This is a genomic window from Rhodanobacter panaciterrae, assembly GCF_014651895.1.
Lineage (GTDB): Bacteria > Pseudomonadota > Gammaproteobacteria > Xanthomonadales > Rhodanobacteraceae > Rhodanobacter > Rhodanobacter panaciterrae.
On sequence record NZ_BMXT01000001.1, the window covers coordinates 349,618 to 372,787 of the forward strand.

The window sequence follows — 23,170 nt, forward strand, 5'->3', positions numbered from 1 at the left end:
CGGTGCGTTCAATGATCAGTAGTGCTGGATGCCGCTGATCCGGCACCGCTCAGCCAGCGCTCGAGGATGACCGCCGCAGCTTCGGCATCGATGCTGGCCGCATCGCGACGGCGCTTGAGTCCGGCAGCACGGGCGGCGGCAAAGCGCTGTGCAGCTTCCTGCGAGCTGTGTCGTTCGTCGACGAGGACGACCGGCAGGCTGTAGCGCTGTTGCAACTGGGCCGCAAAATGGCGCGCGCGGCGGCTGGCGGGCTGTTCGGCGCCATCCAGGGTCAGCGGCAGGCCGACCACCAAAGTGTCCGGCAGCCATTCCTGACGCAGTGCATCGAGCCGGCTCCAGTCCGGGTCGTCATCCTTTACCGGGATGATGGTCAATCCCCTTGCGCTGGCGGTGAAGGTATTGCCGATCGCCACGCCGGTCAGTCGGCTGCCGACGTCGAAACCGAATACGCAGCTCATGCGTGACCCGCGTAGCCGGACAACTGACGCGGGTCGACCCCGACCAGCCCGGCAGCGGCACTCCAACGCTCTTCCAGCGGCGTGTCGAACACCACGCGGCCACAGGCTTCGGCGGTGAGCCAGGCGTTCGCCATCAGCTCCTGTTCCAGCTGGCCGGCGTCCCAGCCGGCGTAGCCGAGCACCATGATCGCCTGGCGCGGACCTTCGCCGGCCGCCATCGCGACCAGAATGTCGCGCGAGGTGGTGACCGACCAGTCGGTGTTGATGCGGTAGCTGGAATCCCAGTCGCCGGGCTCGCGGTGCAAGACGAAACCGCGCTCCTGCTGTACCGGGCCGCCGATCAGCACCGGCGCATCGGCCAGTTCGCTGTCCATGCATTCCAGCTTCATCTGTGCCAGCACGTCGCCGAACCGGTATTCGGACAACTGGTTCACCAGCAGGCCGACCGCACCATCCTCATCGTGCTGGCACAGCAGCGCCACGCCACGCGAGAACGGCGGATCGGCCAGATTCGGCATGGCGATCAGGAAGTGCCCGGTGAGGGTGCTTGGTGCGGTCGTGCTCATGCGGTCATTGTAAGCCCGCTCGGCGTCCAGTCGCGCGAACGGCAGGTGAGGGTGGGACTATTTATTGCGCAATACATCGCCAGGCAGGAACTGCCAGGTACGGGTGATGTAGAGCTCGTCGACGTTGACATCCTTCGGCAACGGCGGAAACGGTGCGGACAGCCGAACGATACGCTCGGCGGCCGCGTCCAGCAGCGGCTGGCCGGAGCTCTTGATGATCGTGATGTTCTTGATACCACCGTCGCGGTTGAGCCCGACGGTGAGCAGCAAATCGCCGTACAGCTTGCGCCGGCGCGCTTCATCCGGGTAATTGAGGTTGCCGATACGCTGTACCCGGTCCGACCAGCCGCGCATGTAGCTGGCGTAGACGTATTCCTTGGTATTGGCCGAGATGAACTTTTTCTTCGGCCGCTTGGCCAGCGCCTCGGTCTGCTGACGCAGTTCGGCGGCCAGCTGGGCGATCGCCTGCTGGCGCTTCAGTTCTGCCGCGGTCGGGGTCTGCTCTTGTGGATCGACCTCGGTCTGTGCGGTATCGCTGGCCACGCTGAAGTCGGTCGCGCCGGTCGTGGTGACCATCCGCGTCGGCGTGGCTTCCCGCGGCTGTGGCGTGGTGGCCTCGATCGGCTGCGCTGCGATGCCTGGATCCGGCTTGGGCAGCGCGCCGGAAAACATCTGTGACGGCCGGGCGGCACGGTCGCTCTGGCCACCGCCGCTGTTGTTGGCCTGGGCCAGGAAATCGGCCTTGTCCGGCGCCTGCTGGTTCGCCACGTTGACCAGGGTCACGTCCAGCGTCGGCAGGCCGGGGTTGGGTTTCACGAAATGAAAGGTGATGCCCAGCAGCAGCACGCCGTGCAGCAGCAGCGAGAACAGCATGGTGGCACCGATCGGGTTCGGTGCAGGGGAGGCAGTTGCCGTGGTGCTCACGCGGTACGCTTTCCAATGACGTGCTGTTCGATGACGTCGAACAGCTGACCGGCAATGTTAAGCCCGAACTGCGCATCCAGCTCGCGCACACAGGTCGGGGATGTGACGTTGATCTCGGTCAGGTAGTCACCGATCACGTCCAGCCCGACAAACAGCAGGCCGCGTCGACGCAGCTCCGGCGCCACCTGGGCCACGATCCAGCGGTCGCGGTCGGACAGTGGTACGCCTTCGCCACGGCCACCCGCCGCCAGATTGCCGCGGAATTCGTCACCCTGCGGGATGCGCGCCAGTGCGTACGGGACCGGTTCGCCGTCGATCACCAGGATGCGCTTGTCGCCGGCGGTGATCTCGGGGATGTATTTCTGTGCGATCGCGAATTGCCGGCCTTCGCCGTGGGCATCGCCGCCGAGCAGGGTCTCCAGCATCGAGTTGAGGTTGCTGTCGCCAGCCTTGGCTCGGAAGATGCCGCGTCCGCCCATGCCGTCCAGCGGTTTCAGCACCACTTCGCCATGTTCGACGGTGAACCGGCGCAGTTCGCCCGCATCGCGCGAAACCAGGGTCGGTGCGATGCATTGCGGAAAAGCCAGCGCAAACAGCTTTTCATTGCAGTCGCGCAGTGATTGCGGGTCGTTGATCACGGCCACGCCGCCGCGCTGGGCCGCTTCCAGCACCATCGTGTCGTAGATGAACTGCGCGTCGACCGGCGGATCCTTGCGCATCAGCACCACGTCGAGCTCGCGCAAGTCCCGCCACTGCGCGACTCCCAGCGTGTACCACTGCTTCGGATCTTCACGCACGCTGAGCGGAGCGATCCGTGCCCATGGCGCGCCATCACGCAACGCCAGGTCGCCCTGCTCGAAGTAATGCAGCGAGTGACCGCGGCGCTGGGCCTCCAGCAACATCGCAAAACTGGTGTCCTTCACCATCTTGATCGCGCCGATGGGGTCCATCAGCACGCCGACAGAAAGGGTCATCATGGTTCTCCGTTGGTGGCCTGAACTGTGCGTCAGTGCAGGCAAGCGTCGATCGTCAGGTGGCTATATTAAACGCATGGTCGCCGAGGCTATCCGCAGCGACAAGCCTGACACGATCTGCTGCTGTCGCCAGTGGCCAGATGGTGCCAATATGGGTCACCTTGTGCAGTCGACAGGCAGCGCAGGAGATTATTGCTTGACAGTCTCGGCGGGCAGGCAGTAAACAACAAAGCCTCGGATGACCGCCGTAGAGCGGGTATCGGGTGGTTCGTTTTTTGTATTTTTTTTTACATGCGCACCATGCGGCACGGCTGTTGCATGTCTTGGTGTCTATACCTGAGTCCGGGGCGGGCCGCAGGGGGAGTAGTGAATTTGAACGTGAGCGCTAACGACTTGGCTGGCCTGAAGGTCATGGTGATTGATGACTCGAAGACCATCCGCCGCACAGCGGAAACCCTGCTGAAGAAAGAGGGTTGCGAGGTACTGACCGCGGTCGACGGGTTCGAGGCATTGGCCAAGATCTCCGACCAGAAGCCGGCCATCATCTTTGTCGACATCATGATGCCGCGGCTGGATGGTTATCAGACCTGTGCGCTGATCAAGAACAATCCGCAGTTCCGCGCCACGCCGGTGATCATGCTGAGTTCGAAGGACGGCCTTTTCGACAAGGCACGTGGCCGCATCGTGGGTGCCGAGCAGTATCTGACCAAGCCGTTCACGCGAGACGAACTGCTTGGTGCCATTCATCGCCATGTCAGCACGGTATCGAACCACTGACTGCAGATTCTGAGGGGGACCTGTGGCCACTATTCTCATCATCGACGATTCGCCGACCGACGTGCGCGTGTTCACCACGCTGCTTGAGCGTGCCGGTCATCAAGTTGTCGCTGTCAGCACCGCCGAAGAAGGCATTGAGCGCGTTCGCGCCGAATTGCCTGATCTGGTCATCATGGACGTGATCATGCCCGGCATGAACGGCTTCCAGGCGACCCGCACGCTGACCCGTGATCCCGTCACGGCGGTGGTGCCGATCGTGATGATCACCACCAAGTCGATGGAAACCGACCGCGTATGGGGCTTGCGCCAGGGCGCCCGTGCATTCATCACCAAGCCGGTGAACGAAAAAGAATTGCTGGGTTGCATCAACGATCTGTTGTCGAGCAAGACATGAACCAGTCCGTCAATCGCACTCCTTTCGAAATTCTGGCCCGTTACGAGCGACTGTCGCTCGCACATGCCTCCGACACGCAGGACAAGCTGGAGGCGCCCGGATTGTGGCGCGGCATCGGCTTCCGCGTCGGCTCGCGTCTGCTGGTCAGTGGCATCGACGAAATCAACGAGTTGCTGGCGGTGCCGGTGCTCACTCCGGTGCCTGGAACCCAGCCGTGGCTGCTTGGCGTGGCCAACGTGCGCGGCAACCTAGTGCCGGTGGTCGATTTTGCCCGCTTCCTGTTCGGCGAACGCACCCAGCATTCCGACCGCACCCGCCTACTGGTGGTGCGTCAGGGCGGCGGCAGCGTGGCGCTGCTGGTAGATGAGGTGTTCGGCCAGCGTACGGTAGATGAGGAGCAGCGCCGCGAGGCCGGGCGCGAGGATGATCCGCGACTTGCCCGTTTCGCCGACAGCCGGGTGGGTGAACAGCAATTGGCAATTTTCAGCATGAACCGACTGGTGCGGGCGCCGGATTTCCGGCAGGCCGCGGCCTGATATCGGGCCAGGAAGCAGTTATGTGAAGGGCCGGCGCCCGTTGGGGTCGGAATTTTGGGGCAACCATTCCCTGGCCAGTACCCGCTCTGCGGAGCCGGCAGCGTAATAAGTTAGACGGATGAGGTGAACATGAGCACTACAGGGGGCGTCAGCAAGGAACGCGGTTTCACCACCGCACTCATTGTCCTGCTGCTGATTGCGATTGCGTTGGCGGGTTTCGATTTCTGGCGGCTCACCGTCAAGAACGATGAGGATCGCCAGGCGATCGCGTTGACCACGCAGATCCAGGTGCTGTCACAACAGACGGCGAAGTTCGCACTGGAATCGGCCGGTGGCAACGTCGATTCGTTCAAGGAGCTCGAATCCACCCGTAACTCCATCGATTCGGCAGTCCAGCGACTGAACAAGGGTGACTCGGCTACGGGCATGCAAGCCTATGCCGACAACAACGCGTCCCTTGCGGGTCGTGCGGTGAGCGCCCTGAACGACTCCTGGAAACAGCTGGACGGAGACATCGGCAAGATTCTCTCCAACAAGGCCGTGGTTCTCGATTCCGGCCAGCGTGCCGACACCTTGTCCCAGCAGATGCCGTTGCTCAACTCGAGCATGGAGCAGGTGGTCAACATTCTGCAGCAGCGCAACGCCAGCGCCGATCAGATGCTTGGCACCTCGCGCCAGATGTTGTCCGCTGACCGAATCATCCGTCGTGTGCAGGAAGTGCTGCAGGGTGGCGATTCCGCGCAGTCGGCGGCCGATGGCCTGTCCCGCGATGCGCAGCTGTATGGCAGCGTGCTGAAGGGTCTGATCGAGGGCAATGCCGATAGCGGCGTGAAGCCGATCGGCGACGCGAATGCGCGCAAGATCCTCACCGACATGGATGCCAACTGGACCAAGCTGGCCGACCCGGTCGCCAAGCTGGTTGCTGCCGCCGGCAACATCGCCGACGTGAAACACGCAGGTAACCAAGCGTCTTTGGATTCGCAGACCGTGCTGTTGCGCGCGAACGACCTGTCCGAGCAGATCGGCAAGCTGCCGTTGCGCCGACTGTTCCCGAACGTGTGGTGGGGTCTGCTCGGCGCAATCGCCGCGGTGGCCTTCGCACTGATGCTGGTCGTTACCCTGGTTACCGAACAGCGCAAGCGTTTCGCCAGCAGTACCGAGCTGAACCAGCGCAACCAGGAGGCGATCATGCGCCTGCTGGACGAGATGGGCTCGCTCGCCGAAGGTGACCTGACGGTCAAGACCACGGTGTCCGAGGACATCACCGGCGCGATCGCTGACTCGGTGAACTACGCCATCGACGAGCTGCGATCACTGGTAACCACCATCAACGAAACCTCCGAGCAGGTGTCGTCGTCGGCTCAGGAAACCCAGACCACTGCCCGCCATCTGGCGAACGCGGCGGAACAACAGGCACAGCAGATCAGTTCGGCGACCTCGGCGATCAACCAGATCGTGAGCTCGATGGATATCGTGTCGAAGGACTCCGCCGAATCGGCCGACGTGGCCGAGCGCTCGGTGAAGATCGCCTCGCACGGCGCCGAAGTGGTGCGCGAGACGATCTCGGGGATGGACTCGATCCGCGATCAGATCCAGGAGACCTCCAAGCGCATCAAGCGCCTGGGCGAATCCTCGCAAGAGATCGGCTCGATCGTGGAACTGATCAACGACATTGCCGAGCAGACCAACATCCTCGCGCTCAATGCGGCGATCCAGGCGGCTTCGGCCGGTGAGGCCGGCCGCGGTTTCGCGGTGGTGGCGGACGAAGTGCAGCGACTGGCCGAACGTTCGACCAGCGCGACCAAGCGTATCGAGACGCTGGTGCAGACGATTCAGTCCGATACCAACGAGGCGGTGAACTCGATGGAACAGACCACCGCCGAGGTGGTGGCTGGTGCACGCAAGGCGGAGGACGCCGGCAGCGCACTGGGCGACATCGAGCGCGTCTCGCACGATCTGTCGTCGCTGATTCAGAGCATCTCCACGGCGGCGCGTCAGCAGTCCGCGGCGGCGACCGACATTTCGCATTCGATGAACGCGATTCAGGAAATTACCTCGCAGACCTCGCAGGGTGCGAGCCAGACGGCCGACTCGATCGGTACCTTGGCGCAACTGGCGAGTGATCTGCGGCGCTCGGTGGCGCATTTCAAACTACCGGGTTGATATCGGCCGGGCTGATGTCAGCCCGATTGAGAAAAGCATTTGACGGGGGGCAGTCTCGCTGGTTGCAGGATGCTTGCGTTGTGCAACCGCTGAGAGAGGCGCATGAGACTTCAAGACCACATCGATTTTACCACCCTGCAGTGGGTCAAGCCGGAGCTCGACGATACGTTGTCGATCGCCCGCGAGGCGCTGGAGTCCTACGTCGACAATCCGGGCAAGCGCGATTTCATGCGCACCTGCGCGGATCATCTGCATCAGGTGCATGGCACCTTGAAGATGGTCGAGTTGTATGGCGCGGCGATGGTCACCGCAGAGATGGAAGCGCTCGCCATCGCGCTGCTCGAAGATCGCATCACCTATCGCGAAGAAGCCTATGCCGCGCTGATGCGCGGCCTGATGCAGCTGCCCGACTACCTCGAGCGCTTGTCCAGCGGTCATCGTGATGTACCGATCGTGCTGTTGCCGCTGCTCAACGACCTGCGTGCCAGTCGCGAGCAGGAGCCGCTGACCGAGTCGGCGATGTTCCATCCCAATCTTGACGCGTTCCTGCCGGAACAGGCGCCAGCGGCGATGAGCGAGGCGTATGCCGAAGCGCATCGTGGCGAACTGGTGGATCTGCGGCTGCGCTTCCAGCAGCAACTGCTGAGCTGGTTCCGCGGCCAGAACCCGTCACAGCAATTGATCGGCATGCGCAAGACCTTGCTGGCGATTACCGCGCGCTGCCATCACGTGCATGGCCGGCGCCTGTGGTGGATTGCCGCTGGAGTGCTGGAGGGTCTCGAACAGGGTTCACTCAAGGCTTACGCTGGCGAAATACGCCAGTTGGTCGGCAAGGTCGACCGCAATATCCGCCAGCTGATCGAGCATGGTGAGGGCAGCCTGCGTGGTGGCGATGCGGATGATGTGGCCAGCAAATTGCTGTACATCGTGGCCCAGGCCAAGCAGCGCAGTCCGCAGATGGAGTTGCTGCGTACCACCTATGCACTGGACAGCTTGCTGCCGGATGCCGGTGAGTTGGAACATGCCCGTGGTTCGATGGCCGGGCACAATCGCGCGTTGCTCGATTCGGTATCGCGAGCGCTGAAGGACGACTTGTTGCGCGTCAAGGAAGCCTTGGATCTGTTCCTGCGTCAGCAGGACGGCGACCCGGCGCAACTGGCCGCGCAGGGTGAAGTGCTCGAGCGTGTCGGCGATACGCTGGGCATGCTGGCACTGACCGTGCCGCGTCGTGTTGTCAACGAACAACGGCGGGTGCTCGACGAGATCGCCAATCGCATGCGTGTGGCGGACGAAGACACCTTGCTCGATGTGGCCGGCGCGCTGCTGTACGTCGAAGCGTCACTGGACGATCACATCGAAAGCCTGGGTTCCGAGGATGAGGTGAGTGTTGGCGACGGCATGCGCGGGTTGCCGCGCAGCGAGGCACTGGGCGTCGTCACGACCTTGATGCAGGAGGCGATTGGCAATACCGGCAAGGTGAAGGATGCGATCGTTGCGTTCGTCGAATCCGGCTGGGAACACGATCGTCTGGTCGGCGCGCCGCCGCTGATGGATGAAGTTGCTGGTGCCATGCGCATGTTGTCGTCACCGCGCCCGGCCGAACTGGCCCAGGGCGTGGGGCGTTTCATCGGTTATGAACTGCTGGATGATCGGCGCGTACCCAGTGGTGCGCAGATGGATCATCTGGCCGACGCGCTGGCGGCACTGGAGTATTACCTCGAAGCGGCGCGCGAACATCGCGGTGGCCTGGAGCATATCCTGGACGTGGCCGAGCACAGTCTTGGCCTGCTCGGCTACTGGCCTGTGCCATCTGTACGTGCGGCGTCCGCGACCGCAGCTGCCGTTCCTGCAGCGGCGGCGCCTGCCGCGTCCGGGTTCGAACACGAGGAACATCCGGAACTGTCCGAGTCCGTCAGCTTGCTGCCGGGCGATGATCTGGGGCACCTGTTTGTGGGTGCCGCCGAGCCGCATGTCGCACCCGTCCACGACCTGGATGGGTTGCGGCTGGCGCAGACCGAAACGACCGCACCGGCAATGCTGGAAGGTCACGATGCGGGTCAGTCGGATGGTGACTGGCTCGAAATCGAGGAAGAGGTCTTTGAACAGGTGCCGGTGCGCGACGCCCTCGCGGCGAACACCAGCTTCAACATCAATGCCGAAGGTATCGACGACGATATCCGCGAGATCTTCCTGGAAGAGATGCAGGAGGAGATCGACAACCTGCGTGGTGCCGAAAAAGTCTGGCTGGTCGATCCCACCCTGACCCCTTCACTGATCAACATCCGTCGCTCGTTCCACACGCTGAAGGGTTCGGGACGACTGGTTGGTGCCGGCGTGCTGGGCGAATTCGCGTGGAAAGTGGAGGACATGCTCAACCGCGTGCTCGACAACACGATCGAGCCGAACCAGAACGTGCAGGCGCTGGTGCGGCATGCGATCGATGCGTTGCCACAACTGTTGGCGGCGCTCAAGGGCGAGGGTGCGCCGGACGCACCGCTCAGCGCGATCATGCATACCGCCGAACAGCTGGCTGCCGGCAACCAGGTGCGCCTGGAAGATCATTCCTCAGCGGGGATGGAAACGGTTCGTCGCGTCGTGCGCCGCCGCGTGCCGCGCGTCGATGTGGCCGCGGAGAGTGTTCCGGAAGCTGGCGTGACCGATGCACACACTGCCGCTGCCGGGCACGAGCCGGTTGAGGCCGAGCACGTCATCGCGATGCCGGTGATGCCGCCGGTGGATCCGGTGTTGCTGGAAATCCTGCGCAGTGAAGTGGCGCAATACCTGCAGACCATTCGCGCCGCCATCCAGCGCACCAAGAACGAATTGCCGATCGGCGAAGAATTGCTGCGCGCCGTGCACACGCTGCACGGCGCGATCGCGATGGTCGACATTCCGCTGCTGACACAACTGCTGTCGCCGCTGGAAGGTTTGTTCAAGCGTCTGCGCGCAGCGAACCTGCCGTTGTCGTCCGACGGCGTGAGTCTGCTTGGCCAGTCGGTCGACGTGGTCGATCACGTGATGGGTCAGTTCGACGCCGCCGAGCCGCAATTGCCCAATGTGGATGCGCTCACCGCGCAGATCATTGCCATGCGCGATCGCTACCCCGAGTCGCAGGTGGCACACGTCGTGTTCGAGCCGCACGCCGACGAGACGGAGTCGGCAGAAATGGCGGTCGCTGCAGATCATGCCGGCGCCGACGAAACGGATATGGCGGCCTCGCTGGATACCAGCATGCTCAAGGCAACCGGCGCGCCGGCGGCCGAGGCATCAGCCACGTCGTTGACCGAAGCAGGCCAGACGCAGGAGATTCATCCGGACGATGCGCATCACGCCGAAGTAGCCGCCGAATTGGTGGCTGCATTGGGCGCATTCGAGCCCGCCGAGGCCAGCGCTGCGCGAGTGGCGGCGGAGCAGGCAGCAGCAGAGCAGGCGGCTGCCGAGAAATTCGCGGCCGAGCAGGCTGCAACGGAACAGGCGGCTGCGGAGAAATTGGCAGCCGAGCATGCTGCAGCGGAGCAGGCAGCTGCCGAGAAGTTGGCGGCCGAGCACGCTGCAGCAGAACAGGCAGCTGCGGAGAAGCTGGCAGCCGAGCAGGCCGCCGCAGCGGAACAGGCAGCCGCGGAGAAGCTGGCGGCCGAGCATGCTGCAGCAGAGCAGGCAGCTGCCGAGAAGTTGGCGGCCGAGCAGGCTGCAGCGGAACAAGCCGCTGCCGAGAAGCTCGCGGCCGAGCACGCCGCAGCGGAGCAGGCAGCTGCCGAGAAGCTGGCGGCTGAGCATGCTGCAGCGGAACAGGTCGCCGCCGAGAAGCTGGCAGCCGAACCGACCGCAGTGGAACATGCGGCTGCCCATGACGAAGCGGATGAAGTCAGCACGGAGGTGGCGCATGAGCCGGCTTATGCCTTGGCCGGCTCCGGTCAGATCGATGCCGATTTGCTGGAAGTCTTCATCGACGAGGCACGCGAGATCCTCGATCACGCCGACGGTGTGCTGGCGCATTGGCATGCCGAGCCGACTGAACTGGCGCACGTAGCCGAGTTGCAGCGTGATCTGCATACGCTCAAGGGTGGCGCGCGAATTGCCGGGCTGGTGCCGGTGGGCGATCTGTCCCACGCGATCGAGACCCTGCTGGAAAAACCGATCCGCGATGCGGCAAGAACCGGCACGCTGATCACCGCGCTGGAAGCGAGCTTCGACCAGTTGCACTCGCTGGTGCAGCAGATATCGCAGGGCCAGACGCCGGGTTACCCGCAGGCCACGATCGATCACCTGCTGGCGCTGGCCGGTGCAACGACCCTGGCCGACGACGACATGCTGGCCGCGGTGGCCATGCCGACACCGGCAGCACCCGTCACTCCGGTGCGGGCCGCAGCGCAACCGGCGACGCCGGTGTCGTTCGATGCGCTCGATCTGCCCGAACTGTTGCCAGAGATGGAGGAGGAAGTACGCTCCTCGCAGGAACAGATCCGCGTCCGCGCCGATCTGCTCGACAGTCTGGTCAACCATGCCGGCGAAGTGGCGATCTACCGTTCGCGACTGGAGCAGCAGGTTGCCGGCTATCGCTTCAACCTGGTGGAACTCGAGCAGACCGTGGCGCGTCTGCGCAGCCAGCTGCGCATGCTGGAGATCGAGACCGAGGCGCAGATCATCGCGCGCTTCCAGCGCGAGCATCGCGAAGCGGGCCTGACCACGTTCGATCCGCTCGAGCTCGATCGTTACTCGCAGCTGCAGCAGTACTCGCGTGCACTGGCCGAGTCGGTATCCGATCTGGTGTCCATCCAGAACATGCTGGACGAGCTGACCCGTCAGGCCGAGACACTGCTGATTCAGCAGTCGCGAGTCAGTACCGAGCTGCAGGATGGTTTGCTGCGCACGCGCATGCTGCCGTTCGACACGATGGTGCCGAACCTGCGTCGCACCCTGCGTCAGGCTGCACAAGAGCAGAGCAAGAACGCGCAGCTCTACGTGGATGGTGCCCACGGCGAAATGGATCGCAACCTGCTCGACCGCATCAAGGCGCCGTTCGAGCACATGCTGCGCAACGCGATCGCACACGGTATCGAAACTCCGGCGGAACGCCGCAAGGCCGGCAAGCCGGCCGAGGGTTCGGTACACATCCAGGTCGCGCGTGAAGCCACCGAGGTGGTGATCCGGGTCAGCGATGACGGTCGCGGACTGGATCGCGCGGCGATCCGCAAGCGTGGTATCGAGCGCGGGCTGCTGCGTGCCGAGACCAGGCCGACCGACAATCAGTTGCTGTCACTGATTACCCAGCCAGGCTTCTCCACTGCCAGCAAGATCACCCAGCTGGCCGGTCGCGGCGTCGGCATGGACGTGGTGGCAAACGAGATCAAGCAGCTTGGTGGTTCGCTGTCGATTGAGTCGGACGAAGGCAAGGGCACCACCTTCGTGCTGCGTCTGCCCTTCACCCTCGCGGTGACCCAGGCGATCCTGGTACGCATCGGTGAGGCGACCTTCGCCATTCCGATGACCTCGGTACAGGGTGTGGCGCGGGTCAATCCGGATGACCTGACCGCGTTGCTGGCCGAAGATGAGCCCTCGTTCCGCTACGGCAACGAGGAATACGGCATCCACGATCTGGCCGAGTTGCTCGGCCTGCCGCCAGGTCTGCCGGCCGAAGGCGAGCAGCAGCCGTTGCTGCTGACCCGTGCGGGCGACCTGCGCGCGGCGATCCGCATCGATGCGGTACTCGGTTCGCGCGAGATCGTGGTCAAGTCGGTCGGCCCGCAGATCAGTTCGGTGCCCGGCCTGCTCGGTGCGACGATCATGGGTGACGGTTCGGTGCTGATCATTCTGGATCTGGCACCGCTGGTCCGGCACGGCATCATCCGTCGCGACCAGCGTCTGTCCGAAGGTCTCAGCGCAGTACAGGCGCCGATCATCGAAGAAGTTCAGGTGCGGCCGTTGGTGATGGTGGTGGATGACTCGATCACCATGCGCAAGGTCACCAGCCGCGTGCTGGAGCGTCATGAATACGAAGTCAGCACGGCGAAGGACGGTGTTGATGCGCTCGAGAAGCTGCATGAGCGTGTGCCGGATCTGATGCTGCTCGATATCGAGATGCCGCGCATGGACGGCTATGAACTGGCCACCCACATGAAGGCCGATCCGCGCCTGCGCAATGTCCCGATCATCATGATCACCTCGCGCAGCGGCGACAAACATCGCCAGCGCGCATTCGACATCGGTGTGGATCGCTATCTCGGCAAGCCGTATCAGGAGGCCGAGCTGCTGGTGCAGATCGGCGAAGTGCTGGAGCAGCGTGCGGTGGAGCCGATTCATGACTGATACGGTCACGGCGGTTGCCCTGCTGTTCGACGACACCGAGCTGGGCGGTCAATTGCGCGAGGCGCTGCATGAGCGAGGCGCGCGGATCGTGCACGAAGGCGGCGTATCCAGCCTCAGTCGCGAGTTGCTGCAGCAGGTAGGCGCCGATGTGCTGGTGGTCAACCTGGACGACAGTGCGGACGATGCGCTCGATCAGCTGTACGAAGTGATCGATGGCGATCGGCCGCGGGTGGTCTTCAATGATGCCCAGGCCAGTCGTGCGCTGATGGGCTGGGATCGCGCCCGCTGGGCGCGCCATCTGGCGGTCAAGGTGCTGGCGGCGGGCGATGTCGATCCGCCGCGGCCCGAGGATGCCCGCGGGGTCGAGACACCGCCGGAAGCCGTGATGGAGGCCGCGCCGGTTGAAGTGCCCGCGGCGCTTGTCGAGGCTGTGGCACCGACTGCAGTGTCAGTCGAGCCGAGCGCGGAATCCGCGATGCTGGAAATGGAGCCGGCGCCGGATGCGGAGTTGGAACCCGACTTTCTGGTGCACGACGATCCGGGCCAGCACGAACAGATTGCCACGGCGGAGTCGGAAAACCTGGCCGCGGAACTGGAGGCGTTGCTGGCCTCCGGCGAACTGCCGCCTGACGAGGACGAATCCGGCCCTGGTCTGCGTTACTTCAGTGAAGAAGATGCGCCACCGCTGCATGACGGCAATTTCGGCGAGCCGGCTGCCGTGGCTGCGCTGGAGTCGTCACATGCGGGAACCTCTGAGACCGGAGCCCACCAAGCTGGAGTTCATCAGGTATCGGTCGGTGAAACCCTGTCCGGCGTGACACCACCCGCATTCCGGACCGACCATCTGCAACTGTCGGCACTGACCGATGCGTCGGTCGCCACGATCCCGGCCGCGGCGGCCGAGCCGGCGTTGACGCATGGCACGCCGGTCGTGCATGTGCCGTCCGCATGGGCACTGCTGGACGACGAAACTGCACCGGCGGTTGTCGAAAAGCCCGATGCCGCCGCGTTCGGTATCGAGAAACTCAGTGCTGCCGATTTCCTCGCGCCAGATGTCGAGCCGGCTGCGCACGGCATGGAAGCGGTGATGAGCCTCGAACTGGTATCGATGGAAGAGGCGATCGCGCCGCAGGCGTATGTGCACAATCACGAGATGATGCTGGACGAGCTCGGTTCGGCATTGAGCCGGATCGTGCTGCTGGGTGCCGCAATCAGCGGCACCGATTCGGTATGCGCCTTCCTGGCGGCATTGCCGGCAAGCGCGCGCCTGACTTTTCTGCACACGCAGCATCTTGGTGAGCAGTCAGATGCGGCACTGGTGGAAAAGCTTGCCGCGCACTGCGCGCTGCCGGTGCGCCTAGCCGGGCAGGGCAGTCGCGCCGGCGTTGGCGAGGTGCTTGTCGTGCCGGCCGGACAACAAGTCAGGCTGCGCCGCGACGGCAGCATCGATCTGCAGGCGATGGGTTCGGATGCCGTACTGGAGCCGTCGATCGACGCCAGTCTGACCATGGCGGCCAACGCCTTCGGTCGCGATGCGCTGGCGATCATTTTCGCCGGGCGCGGCAACGATGCCGTCGCCGGTGCGCAGGCGATCCATGATCGCGGCGGCCAGGTCTGGGTAGAGTCGTCGTCCGGCGAACATTTTGCCGACATGGTCAGCGGAATATTCGCCGAACGACTGGTCAGTTTTTCCGGTACGCCGTCCGAGTTGGCGGCGCACCTGATCGAGGTGTTTTCATGAGTGATCCGCTGCCGCGTGAAATCCGCTGCGTCCTGGTGCCGGTAGGCAACCTGCGTCTGCTGTTGCCCAATGCGACCATCGCCGAAGTGGTCACCCAGAGCAAACCCGAGCCGGTGGCCGATGCGCCCGACTGGCTGCTGGGGCGTATCGCCTGGCGTGGCTGGCGCGTGCCGCTGGTGTCGTTCACGAAGCTGGCCGGTACCGAGGAAGGCGATGCCGAGCTGAGTGTGCGCGTTGCGGTGCTCAAGGCACTCGGTGGCAATCCGAAACTGCCGTTCATCGCCGTGCTGACCCAGGGCTTTCCACGCCTGACCACGTTGAATGCCGAGCTGATCATTCCCACCCACGACGGCACAGCGTTGCCGCCGGGCGTGCGTGCCCATGTGCTGGTGCGCGATGACGTAGCGATGATTCCCGATCTGGAATGGATCGAAACCGAATTGCTGGGTCTGCTCGACGCGGCCGAGCTGGCTGGCTCAGTGGAATCCGGCGAGTTGTCCGAATCGTCCCACGCGGAAGACTGAGGCGAGTCGAAGCAGGCGACGGCCTAACCGTCGCCGTGCAAGGCCTGCAAGGCTGCCAAGGCTGCCAGTCCGGCCGTTTCCGTGCGCAAGATACGTGGCCCCAGCCGCAGGCCATCGAAGCTGGCGGCAGTCAGTGCGCGGATATCGCGTTCGCCCAGCCCACCTTCGGGTCCGACCACGAGCACACCGCCGGCCGCAGAAAAACGCAGCTCGCGGGATGCGCGCGTGGCTTCCGGCAATAGCGCCAACCGTAACGCGCCATCATCGACCAGACTGTCCAGCCATGCCGACAGCGGCAACGCCGGAGTGATCTCGGGCAGGCGTGCGCGACCACTCTGCTCACACGCGCTGGCCGCCACCGCACGCCAGTGCGCCAGCCGTTTTTCTGCACGCGCGGCGTCCAGCTTCACTTCCGAGCGTTCGGTCAGCAGCGGCACGATGCGGGCGACACCGAGCTCGGTCGCCTTCTGCACGATCAGATCCATCTTCTCGCCGCGCGCCACACCTTGGGCCAGGGTCAGCGACAGCGGCGACTCGTTGTGCAGTTCCTGTCTCGCATCGATCCGTACCGTGACCTCGCGCTTGCCTACGGTGAGGATGCTGGCCGGGTAATCGCTGCCGTCGCCGTTGAACAGGGTCAGCGGATCGCCCGCGACCAGTCGCAGCACGCGGGCAACGTGCTCGCCGGCTTGCGCCGGGAGTGACAGTTCGGTGCCTGGCACGAGCGGCAGGTCGGCGTGGATACGAATGGTGCGCATGAGGGTCGTGTTCCGCAGTGTCGTGTGAGGTCAGCGGGTCACGGCGCGTTCGATGCCAGCGATCGCGGTGTCGACCAGCAGATCGATTTCCGCTGCGGTGACCACGTAAGGCGGCATGAAATACACCACGTTGCCGAGCGGACGCAGCAGCACGCCGTGCTGCAGGCCATGCAGGTACACGCGCAGGCCGCGTCGTTCGTCTGCCGGAAACGGGCGCCGGCTGGCCTTGTCGGCAACCAGCTCGATCGCCGCGATCATGCCGGTCTGGCGCACGTCGGCCACGTGCGGATGGTCACGCAGTGGTTCCAGACGTCGAGCCAGATGCAGGGCCAGCTGGCGATTGCGTTCCAGTACCGGCTCGTCGCGAAAGATCGCCAGCGTCTCCAGCGCCACCCGGCAGGCCAGCGGATTGCCGGTGTAGCTGTGCGAATGCAGGAATGCCTTGCCGGCGCTGTATTCGGCGTAGAACGCTTCGTAGATGGTGGTGGTGGTGAGCACGGCCGACAACGGCAGGAAACCGCCGGTGAGACCTTTCGACAGGCACATGAAATCCGGCGTGATGTCGGCCTGCTCGCAGGCGAACAAGCTGCCGGTGCGGCCGAAGCCCACCGCGATCTCGTCGGCGATGAAGTGCACCGCGAACTCGTCGCACAGTGAGCGCAGGCCGGTCAGATAACTCGGGTGATACATGCGCATGCCACCGGCGCATTGCACCAGCGGTTCGACGATCACTGCGCAGGTTTCATGCGCATGACGTTCGAGCAGGGTGCGCAGTTCGCCCAGGCGACGTTTGGCTGTCTGTTCGGATGACTCGCCCGACTCGCCTTCATACGTGTCCGGCGATGGTGCCAGAAACGGCGTCAGCAACAGTGGCGCATACGTCTTGCGGTATAGCGCCACGTCGCTCACCGACAACGCGCCCAGCGTCTCGCCGTGATAGCTGCCGCTAAGTGCGATGAAGCGGGTCTTCTCGCCATGACCCTGGTTGAGCCAGTAATGGAAGCTCATTTTCAGCGCCACTTCGATCGCCGCCGAGCCGTTGTCGGCGTAGAACACGCGATCGAGTCCGGGCGGCGTGATGCGCACCAGCTCCTCGGCCAGCTCGATCGCCGGCGCATGGGTGAAGCCGGCAAAGATCACGTGTTCCAATGTGCGTGCTTGCTCGGCCAGCGCGGCAGCGATGCGCGGATTGGCGTGGCCGAACAGATTGGTCCACCACGAACTTATGCCATCCAGGTAGCGTCGACCGTCGGCGTCGACCAGCCAGGCGCCTTCGCCGCGCACGATCGGCACCATCGGTACGCTTTCGTGATCGTGCATCTGCGTGCAGGGATGCCACAGGTGTTTCAGGTCGCGTGTGGCGAGTGCGGCGTTGCTGCTTGCGGGGTTGCTCATCCGGCTATCATCGGCGTTGCGCGATGGACGCTCAAGTCCGCGCATGAATCATCCCGGAAACCGCCGTTTGAAATACTTGCGAAAACACCTGATCGGTCTCGGCTTGGTGCTGCTGGCCGCGGCCTTGCTGCTGTGGTTTCTGCCGGCGCGCTGGGTGATGCCGTGGCTGCAGCCGCGACTGCATGGGCTGCGTTTGCAGCAGGTGCAGGGTCTGCTGTGGGATGGTCGGGCGGGCCAGGTCGTGGCCGCCGATGGGCGTGTGCTGGGGCAGCTGCAATGGCGGTTGTCGCGAGGTGCGTTGCTGGGAAAGCTGCAGCTGTACCTGCATTTCGATGGGCCGCAACTCGCCTTCTCGGGCGCAATGCAACGACTACCCGACAATCAGGTCGCGTGGGGTGAAGTGAAACTGCGGGCTGAGCTGGCTGCGCTGGATCCCTACGTGAAGTCGCCGCTGGGGCAGCCCCGAGGCGAACTGCAGCTGACGATCGATCACGCGTTGCTGCAAGGCGGTTGGCCGCTGGAACTGCAGGCGCAGGCGCACTGGCAGCATGCGGTCATGCACACGCGCAGCGGCGACGTGGCGCTCGGCGAGTTGCAGTGGCAGGCGCAAGCGCAGAGCGGCGTGATTCAGGCGCAAGTACAAGACGACGGAAACGGACCGTTGCAAGTGAGCGGCCAGTTGCAGCTGAGCCCGCTCGGCTGGCGACTGGACGCGACGCTGCGTCCCCGACAGACTGATCCGGCACTACGCCGCTGGCTGGCAGGTTTGGGAACATCGGCTGCCGATGGCAGCGTGCATATCCAGCGTAGCGGTGGGCTGGCCGGCACCTTGCCGGCGCCACCATCGAAATGAGGACGCGAGACCAGCATGAATCCTGATATCACCGCAGCAGCCCTGACCGCTGCACGTGAAGCCGCCGCCGCCGCCGCCGAGGTAATCCGGCATTACTGGCGACGCGGCGTCGAGGTGGAGCTGAAATCCGACGCGACCCCAGTGACCATCGCCGACCGCGAGGCCGAGCAGGCGATCCGGAAAATCCTGCAGGCCTCCTTGCCGCAGGCGTCCATCTACGGCGAGGAATTCGGTCTGCAGGGCGAGCGCGGCGGTCTGCTGTGGCTGGTCGATCCGCTCGATGGCACCAAGAGTTTCGTGCGGCGCACGCCGTTCTTCTCGACCCAGATTGCGCTGATGGATGGCGATGAATTGGTGCTCGGCGTGTCCAGTGCGCCGATCTACGGCGAGACGATGTGGGCCACCAGCGGCAACGGTGCATGGCTCGATGGCGAACGCGTGCAGGTGGCTGCGACCAGCACCATCGGCGAGACCTCGATCTCGATCGGCAACGTCAAGACGCTCACCGCCGATGCACGTTGGGACGCGCTGGGCGCGCTGATCCGCGACAGCAACCGCATCCGCGGTTACGGCGATTTCTGCCATTACCACCTGCTGGCATGCGGCAGCCTGGATCTGGTGATCGAGTCGGACGTGAATATCCTCGACATCGCCGCACTGGCCGTGATCGTGCGCGAAGCCGGCGGCATGTTCACTGACCTCGACGGCGCGCCGTTGACGCTGGATACGTATAGTGTGCTGGCCGGCACGCCGGCGATCCACGCGCAGGCGCTGCAGCGCCTGCGGCGCTGAGCGACGCGCCAGGAGCTTGGGCGGCAGAAACTGTCCGGGCTGCAAAGCCGCCTGCTTGGTCCATTTTCTCGCCGTTTCTTGCCCCATAGAACCACTATGGGGCGGCGACCCATCGAAAAACTGTCCCGACGCAGCCAGCTTTTCGCCTCGAACATTTCTGCCGCCCAAGCTCCTAGAATGCGCGGATGCCAAAGTTACCGATCATCCATGCGACGCGCGACGTCAGCGACAGCCGCTTCCTGCAGGTCGAACAGGTCGATCTGGAGTTTTCCAACGGCGTGCGGCGCACCTACGAACGGCTGAAAGGCAGCGGCCTGGGCGCCGTGATCATCGTGCCGATGCTGGACGATGACACCGTGCTGCTGGTGCGCGAATACGGCGGCGGCGTGGGGCGTTACGAACTGGGTCTGCCGAAGGGCCGGCTGGATCAGGACGAGACCGCCGAGCAGGGCGCCGAGCGCGAACTGAAGGAAGAGATCGGCTACGGTGCGCACAAGCTGAAGATCCTGCACAACCTGTCGCTGTCGCCGTCGTACATGACGCACATGGCGCACGTGGTGCTGGCGCAGGATCTGTATCCCGAGCGGCTGGAAGGCGATGAGCCGGAAGAGCTCGAGGTAGTGCCGTGGAAGATGTCCGAACTGCACACCCTGCTCGGTCGTGATGACGTGACCGAAGGGCGCTCGATCGCTGCGCTGTTCATGGCCCGCGAATACCTCGCCGGGCGTTTTCAGCGCACATGAGTACCGTCCCCGACTTTGCCCAACAGATTGGTGAGATCGCACGTGCCGCCGGCGCGGCGATTCTGTCGATTTACCACAGTGACTTCGCGGTGCAGACCAAGGCCGATGAGTCGCCGCTGACCGCCGCCGATCTGGCCGCCCAGCAGGTGATTCTGGCCGGCCTGAGCAGCCTCGATCCGTTGCTGCCGATCTTGTCGGAAGAGGCGAAGGCATTGCCGTGGTCCGAGCGCCAGCACTGGTCGCGCTACTGGCTGGTCGATCCGCTCGACGGCACCCGCGAGTTCGTCAAACGCAATGGCGAATTCACCGTCAATATCGCACTGATCGATGAGCGCCAGCCCGTGCTCGGCGTGGTGCTGGCGCCGGTGACCGGGGAGCTCTACATCGCCGCCCGCGGCCAGGGCGCCTGGTTGCAGACGCAGGCCGATGGCGACTGGCAGCGCCTGCGCACCCGTCCGCTGGGACAGTCGCCGCTGGTGGCGGGCAGCCGCTCGCATGGCGGTTCGCAGAGCAGCTTGCTGCAGCAGTTGATCGGCAGCGATTTCGAACTGGTACCGCTCGGCTCGTCGTTGAAATTCTGTTTGATCGCACGCGGTGCGGCGGACGTCTATCTACGCCTTGGCCTCACCAGCGAATGGGACACCGCCGCCGCGCAATGCGTGCTGGACGAGGCCGGTGGTGCCGTGCTGGATCTGTCCGGCCAGCCGTTCCGCTACAACCGTGGCGAGTCGCTGCTGAATCCCGAATTCATCGCCGTCGGCGATATGGCGGTCGATTGGTCGGCACGGTTGCAGGCGGCGCAGCGCTGATTTCGATGGAGTGTGTCGCGAGAGTGGCCCCTCATCCCTGCCTTCTCACCCGCAAGGGGACTCCCCAAGGGTCGCCCGAGGGGGAGAAGGTGTCGCGGTACTGATGGAGTTTTTCGCGGTATGAATGATTCACCCCGATACAGCCTCGACGACCTGCTTGCGATCATGGCGCGCCTGCGCGATCCCGAGCGGGGTTGCCCGTGGGACGTGCAGCAGGATTTCGCGTCGATCGCGGCCTACACGATCGAGGAGGCCTATGAAGTGGCCGACGCGATCGACCGTCGCGATTGGTCCGATCTGCGCGATGAACTGGGGGACCTGCTGCTGCAGGTGGTGTTCCATGCACAGATGGCGCAGGAGCAGGGGCTGTTTGATTTCGCCGATGTCGCCCATGCGATCAGCGCGAAGATGCAGCGCCGTCACCCACATGTGTTCGGCGACGTCCGTTATGCGGATCTCGACGAGCAGAAGCGTGCGTGGGAAGACATCAAGACGGCCGAACGCGCAGGCAAGGGTGAGTCCGCCGACGATAGCGCGCTGGACGGCATCTCGGCCGGTCTGCCGGAATGGAAGCGCGCGCTGAAACTGCAGCAGCGTGCGGCCAGCACCGGTTTCGAATGGACCGATCCGCAGCCGGTGCTGGCCAAGCTGGTCGAGGAAGTGGAGGAGGTGCGCGCCGAGTTCGCCAACGGTGCCGATCCGGCGCGACTGCAGGACGAGATCGGCGACGTGCTGTTCGTGACGGCGAATCTGGCACGCCATGCGGGCGTCGATTTTTCGCAGGCGCTGCGGCATGCGAATGCGAAGTTCGAACGACGCTTCCGGCAGATGGAGCAACTGGCCGCAGCCGAGGGCGTTGCGTTCGGTGAACGCACGCTCGCCGAGCAGGAGCAGCTGTGGCAGCGCGCCAAGGCGTTCGAGCGCAAACCCTGAGGCTGCGCGATGGTCGTGACCATCGCGCAGGCCGGAGCACTAAGAGCGATTACTTACCTGCTGGCGGCTGTGCGGCGCGCATCGCGTCGTCGCCGTGGTGCTGCTGCCAGGCGGCACGCATCTGCTCCCGCTCGGCGCGCATCTTCGCCTCGTTGGCAAGGCTTTCGTCCAGCCCCTTGCGCAGCGTGGCAATCGCCTGATCCAGATTCGTCGGCCGCGCCTGCAGGCGGGCCAGATGCTGATAGACGTAATCGCGTACGCGCGGATCCTGCGATTTGGCCAGCACGTCGTTGTACAGCGCGGCCAGCTCCTTGCTGCGACCGGCCTGCATGTACAGCCGCTCCAGCCCTCGCAGGTCGCCGATCACGCCACCACGCTGGCCATCGAAGCCGCGCTGGCGCATGTCATGGCCGTGGTCGCCATCACGCCGTGTGGCTGCGTGCATGTCCTTGCCATGGGCCGCATGGGCTGAGGCAGGGGGTGTCGGCGGAGGTGCGTCCTGAGCCATCACGAACGCGGTCGATCCGACCATCAGCACGGCCAGTGCGGAAGCGAGCAGGGTCTTGCGATGCATGGTAAATATCCTGGGTAGGTAGACAGAAAACGTTTCCGGCGCCGACGCGTTGACTTGTGCGACGCTGTGCGCATGAGCTTGCAACCCTTTTGCCGCCAGCGGCATCTCAAGCCTGTCGATAACCCGAGGAGAGTCACCATGCGCCGTCTTTTCACCGCCGCCCTGTTGCTTGCGCCGTTCGCTACCTTCGCCGCCACCCCGTGCAAGTACGAGGCGCCGCGCAACCTCCAGCTCGATCTGGCTGGCGTGCGGGCCGTGCAGATCGAGGTGCACAGCCACGACCTGCATCTGACCGGCAGTGACAACGCCCGGGGGCTCACCCTCACCGGCCGTGCCTGCGCCTCGGACAAGGCGGCACTGGACGGTCTGCAGGTCACTCAGCGACGTCAGGGCGACCAGCTGCTGCTCGACATCGGCGGTGACAATCACTTCTCGCTGAGCTTGTTCGGCAACTCCTACGCGAATCTCGAAGTCACCGTGCAGCTGCCGGCGAACTTGCCGGTGACCTTGAGTGTGGGCTCCGGCGACGCCGAGGTCAGTGGTGTGCAGCAGCTGCAAAGCAACGTCGGCTCGGGTGACCTGCATGTGCGCCAGGTGTCCGGCAAGTTCAGCACCAGCGTGGGTTCCGGTGATGTCGACGCGACCGATATCGGCAGCCTGGAACTGGGCTCCGTCGGCTCCGGCGACTTCAAGGCCGATGGCATCAAGGGCGATGCCAGGGTTGGCAGCGTCGGCTCGGGCGACGTCACGTTGCGCAAGGTCGGTGGCAGTGTGCATGCCGATACGCTGGGTTCCGGCGATTTCACCGTGAGCGATGTGATCGGCGATTTCAGCCTCGGCGCCAAGGGCAGTGGCGACGTCAATCATTCCGGGGTGAAGGGCAAGGTCAGTGTGCCGCATGACAACGATGACGATTGATACGGATTACGCCGTGCGCGGGCAGGAGTCGC

At 64.3% G+C, this 23,170-nt stretch carries 20 protein-coding genes; 13 read left to right on the forward strand and 7 right to left on the reverse strand.

The genetic code is table 11. From position 1 onward, the window contains the following. Positions 1-8: 8 nt before the first annotated feature. From ruvX to gshB, 4 genes are read right to left on the reverse strand one after another with little or no spacing between them, the layout of a single operon-like run. Positions 9-458 carry a Holliday junction resolvase RuvX gene (gene ruvX, locus IE071_RS01580; RefSeq protein WP_189439432.1) on the reverse strand — a complete coding sequence of 150 codons (450 nt, stop codon included), beginning with the start codon at positions 456-458 and terminating at the stop codon, positions 9-11. Next, positions 455-1,024, reverse strand: a complete 570-nt coding sequence (locus IE071_RS01585; RefSeq protein WP_189439433.1) for a YqgE/AlgH family protein — start codon at positions 1,022-1,024, stop codon at positions 455-457. The genes ruvX and IE071_RS01585 overlap by 4 nt, the downstream gene beginning before the upstream one ends. A gap of 57 nt (positions 1,025-1,081) precedes the next feature. Continuing rightward, positions 1,082-1,948, reverse strand: a complete 867-nt coding sequence (locus IE071_RS01590) for an energy transducer TonB (protein ID WP_189439434.1) — start codon at positions 1,946-1,948, stop codon at positions 1,082-1,084. Then, the gene (gene gshB / locus IE071_RS01595; RefSeq protein WP_189440841.1) at positions 1,945-2,922 is read right to left on the reverse strand and encodes a glutathione synthase; all 978 of its coding nucleotides are present in this window, start codon (positions 2,920-2,922) and stop codon (positions 1,945-1,947) included. Before gshB ends, IE071_RS01590 begins: the two co-directional genes overlap by 4 nt. A 411-nt stretch (positions 2,923-3,333) precedes the next feature. Here gshB and pilG point away from each other — a divergent pair, with 411 nt between their 5' ends. From pilG to IE071_RS01630, 7 genes are all read left to right on the forward strand, one after another. Continuing rightward, positions 3,334-3,699: a twitching motility response regulator PilG gene (gene pilG / locus IE071_RS01600; RefSeq protein ID WP_189440842.1), complete on the forward strand. Its 366-nt coding sequence runs from the start codon at positions 3,334-3,336 to the stop codon at positions 3,697-3,699. A gap of 22 nt (positions 3,700-3,721) precedes the next feature. Beyond that, complete coding sequence (locus tag IE071_RS01605) at positions 3,722-4,093, forward strand: response regulator (RefSeq protein WP_189439435.1); 372 nt, start codon at positions 3,722-3,724, stop codon at positions 4,091-4,093. After that, positions 4,090-4,629 carry a chemotaxis protein CheW gene (locus IE071_RS01610; RefSeq protein WP_189439436.1) on the forward strand — a complete coding sequence of 180 codons (540 nt, stop codon included), beginning with the start codon at positions 4,090-4,092 and terminating at the stop codon, positions 4,627-4,629. The genes IE071_RS01605 and IE071_RS01610 overlap by 4 nt, the downstream gene beginning before the upstream one ends. Positions 4,630-4,758: 129 nt before the next feature. Beyond that, a complete protein-coding gene (locus IE071_RS01615) occupies positions 4,759-6,792 on the forward strand; it encodes a methyl-accepting chemotaxis protein (RefSeq protein WP_189439437.1) in 2,034 nt (677 codons plus the stop codon). A gap of 102 nt (positions 6,793-6,894) precedes the next feature. Continuing rightward, a complete protein-coding gene (locus tag IE071_RS01620) occupies positions 6,895-13,098 on the forward strand; it encodes a FimL-related protein (protein WP_189439438.1) in 6,204 nt (2,067 codons plus the stop codon). Continuing rightward, entirely contained in the window at positions 13,091-14,839 is a 1,749-nt protein-coding gene (locus tag IE071_RS01625) for a chemotaxis protein CheB (RefSeq protein WP_189439439.1), read from the forward strand. Before IE071_RS01620 ends, IE071_RS01625 begins: the two co-directional genes overlap by 8 nt. Next, a complete protein-coding gene (locus IE071_RS01630) occupies positions 14,836-15,363 on the forward strand; it encodes a chemotaxis protein CheW (protein WP_189439440.1) in 528 nt (175 codons plus the stop codon). The genes IE071_RS01625 and IE071_RS01630 overlap by 4 nt, the downstream gene beginning before the upstream one ends. A 23-nt stretch (positions 15,364-15,386) precedes the next feature. Here the strand turns inward: IE071_RS01630 and IE071_RS01635 are convergent, their stop codons facing one another. Further along, the gene (locus IE071_RS01635; protein WP_189439441.1) at positions 15,387-16,121 is read right to left on the reverse strand and encodes a 16S rRNA (uracil(1498)-N(3))-methyltransferase; all 735 of its coding nucleotides are present in this window, start codon (positions 16,119-16,121) and stop codon (positions 15,387-15,389) included. A gap of 30 nt (positions 16,122-16,151) precedes the next feature. Next, positions 16,152-17,516 carry an adenosylmethionine--8-amino-7-oxononanoate transaminase gene (locus IE071_RS01640; RefSeq protein ID WP_189439442.1) on the reverse strand — a complete coding sequence of 455 codons (1,365 nt, stop codon included), beginning with the start codon at positions 17,514-17,516 and terminating at the stop codon, positions 16,152-16,154. Positions 17,517-17,583: 67 nt separating this feature from the next. Between IE071_RS01640 and IE071_RS01645 the strand changes: the two genes are divergently transcribed. The 5 genes from IE071_RS01645 (at position 17,584) to mazG (ending at position 21,646) form a co-directional block, all read left to right on the forward strand. Further along, on the forward strand, positions 17,584-18,369 hold the full coding sequence (locus tag IE071_RS01645) for a type II secretion system protein N (protein WP_189439443.1): 786 nt from the start codon (positions 17,584-17,586) through the stop codon (positions 18,367-18,369). A gap of 15 nt (positions 18,370-18,384) precedes the next feature. Next, a complete protein-coding gene (locus IE071_RS01650; RefSeq protein WP_189439444.1) occupies positions 18,385-19,161 on the forward strand; it encodes an inositol monophosphatase family protein in 777 nt (258 codons plus the stop codon). A 185-nt stretch (positions 19,162-19,346) separates the two neighbouring features. Further along, on the forward strand, positions 19,347-19,904 hold the full coding sequence (nudE, locus tag IE071_RS01655) for an ADP compounds hydrolase NudE (RefSeq protein WP_189439445.1): 558 nt from the start codon (positions 19,347-19,349) through the stop codon (positions 19,902-19,904). Next, the gene (gene cysQ / locus IE071_RS01660) at positions 19,901-20,713 is read left to right on the forward strand and encodes a 3'(2'),5'-bisphosphate nucleotidase CysQ (protein ID WP_189439446.1); all 813 of its coding nucleotides are present in this window, start codon (positions 19,901-19,903) and stop codon (positions 20,711-20,713) included. Before nudE ends, cysQ begins: the two co-directional genes overlap by 4 nt. A gap of 120 nt (positions 20,714-20,833) precedes the next feature. Next, positions 20,834-21,646, forward strand: coding sequence for a nucleoside triphosphate pyrophosphohydrolase (gene mazG, locus IE071_RS01665; RefSeq protein ID WP_189439447.1), 813 nt, complete (start codon positions 20,834-20,836; stop codon positions 21,644-21,646). Positions 21,647-21,695: 49 nt separating this feature from the next. Here mazG and IE071_RS01670 read toward each other — a convergent pair whose 3' ends face one another. Next, positions 21,696-22,220, reverse strand: coding sequence for a hypothetical protein (locus tag IE071_RS01670; RefSeq protein ID WP_189439448.1), 525 nt, complete (start codon positions 22,218-22,220; stop codon positions 21,696-21,698). A gap of 138 nt (positions 22,221-22,358) precedes the next feature. On the opposite strand from IE071_RS01670, the gene IE071_RS01675 reads away from it, so the two are divergent. Further along, positions 22,359-23,138 (forward strand): DUF4097 family beta strand repeat-containing protein, encoded by a 780-nt coding sequence (locus tag IE071_RS01675; protein WP_189439449.1) that lies wholly within the window; start codon positions 22,359-22,361, stop codon positions 23,136-23,138. Positions 23,139-23,170 lie beyond the last annotated feature (32 nt).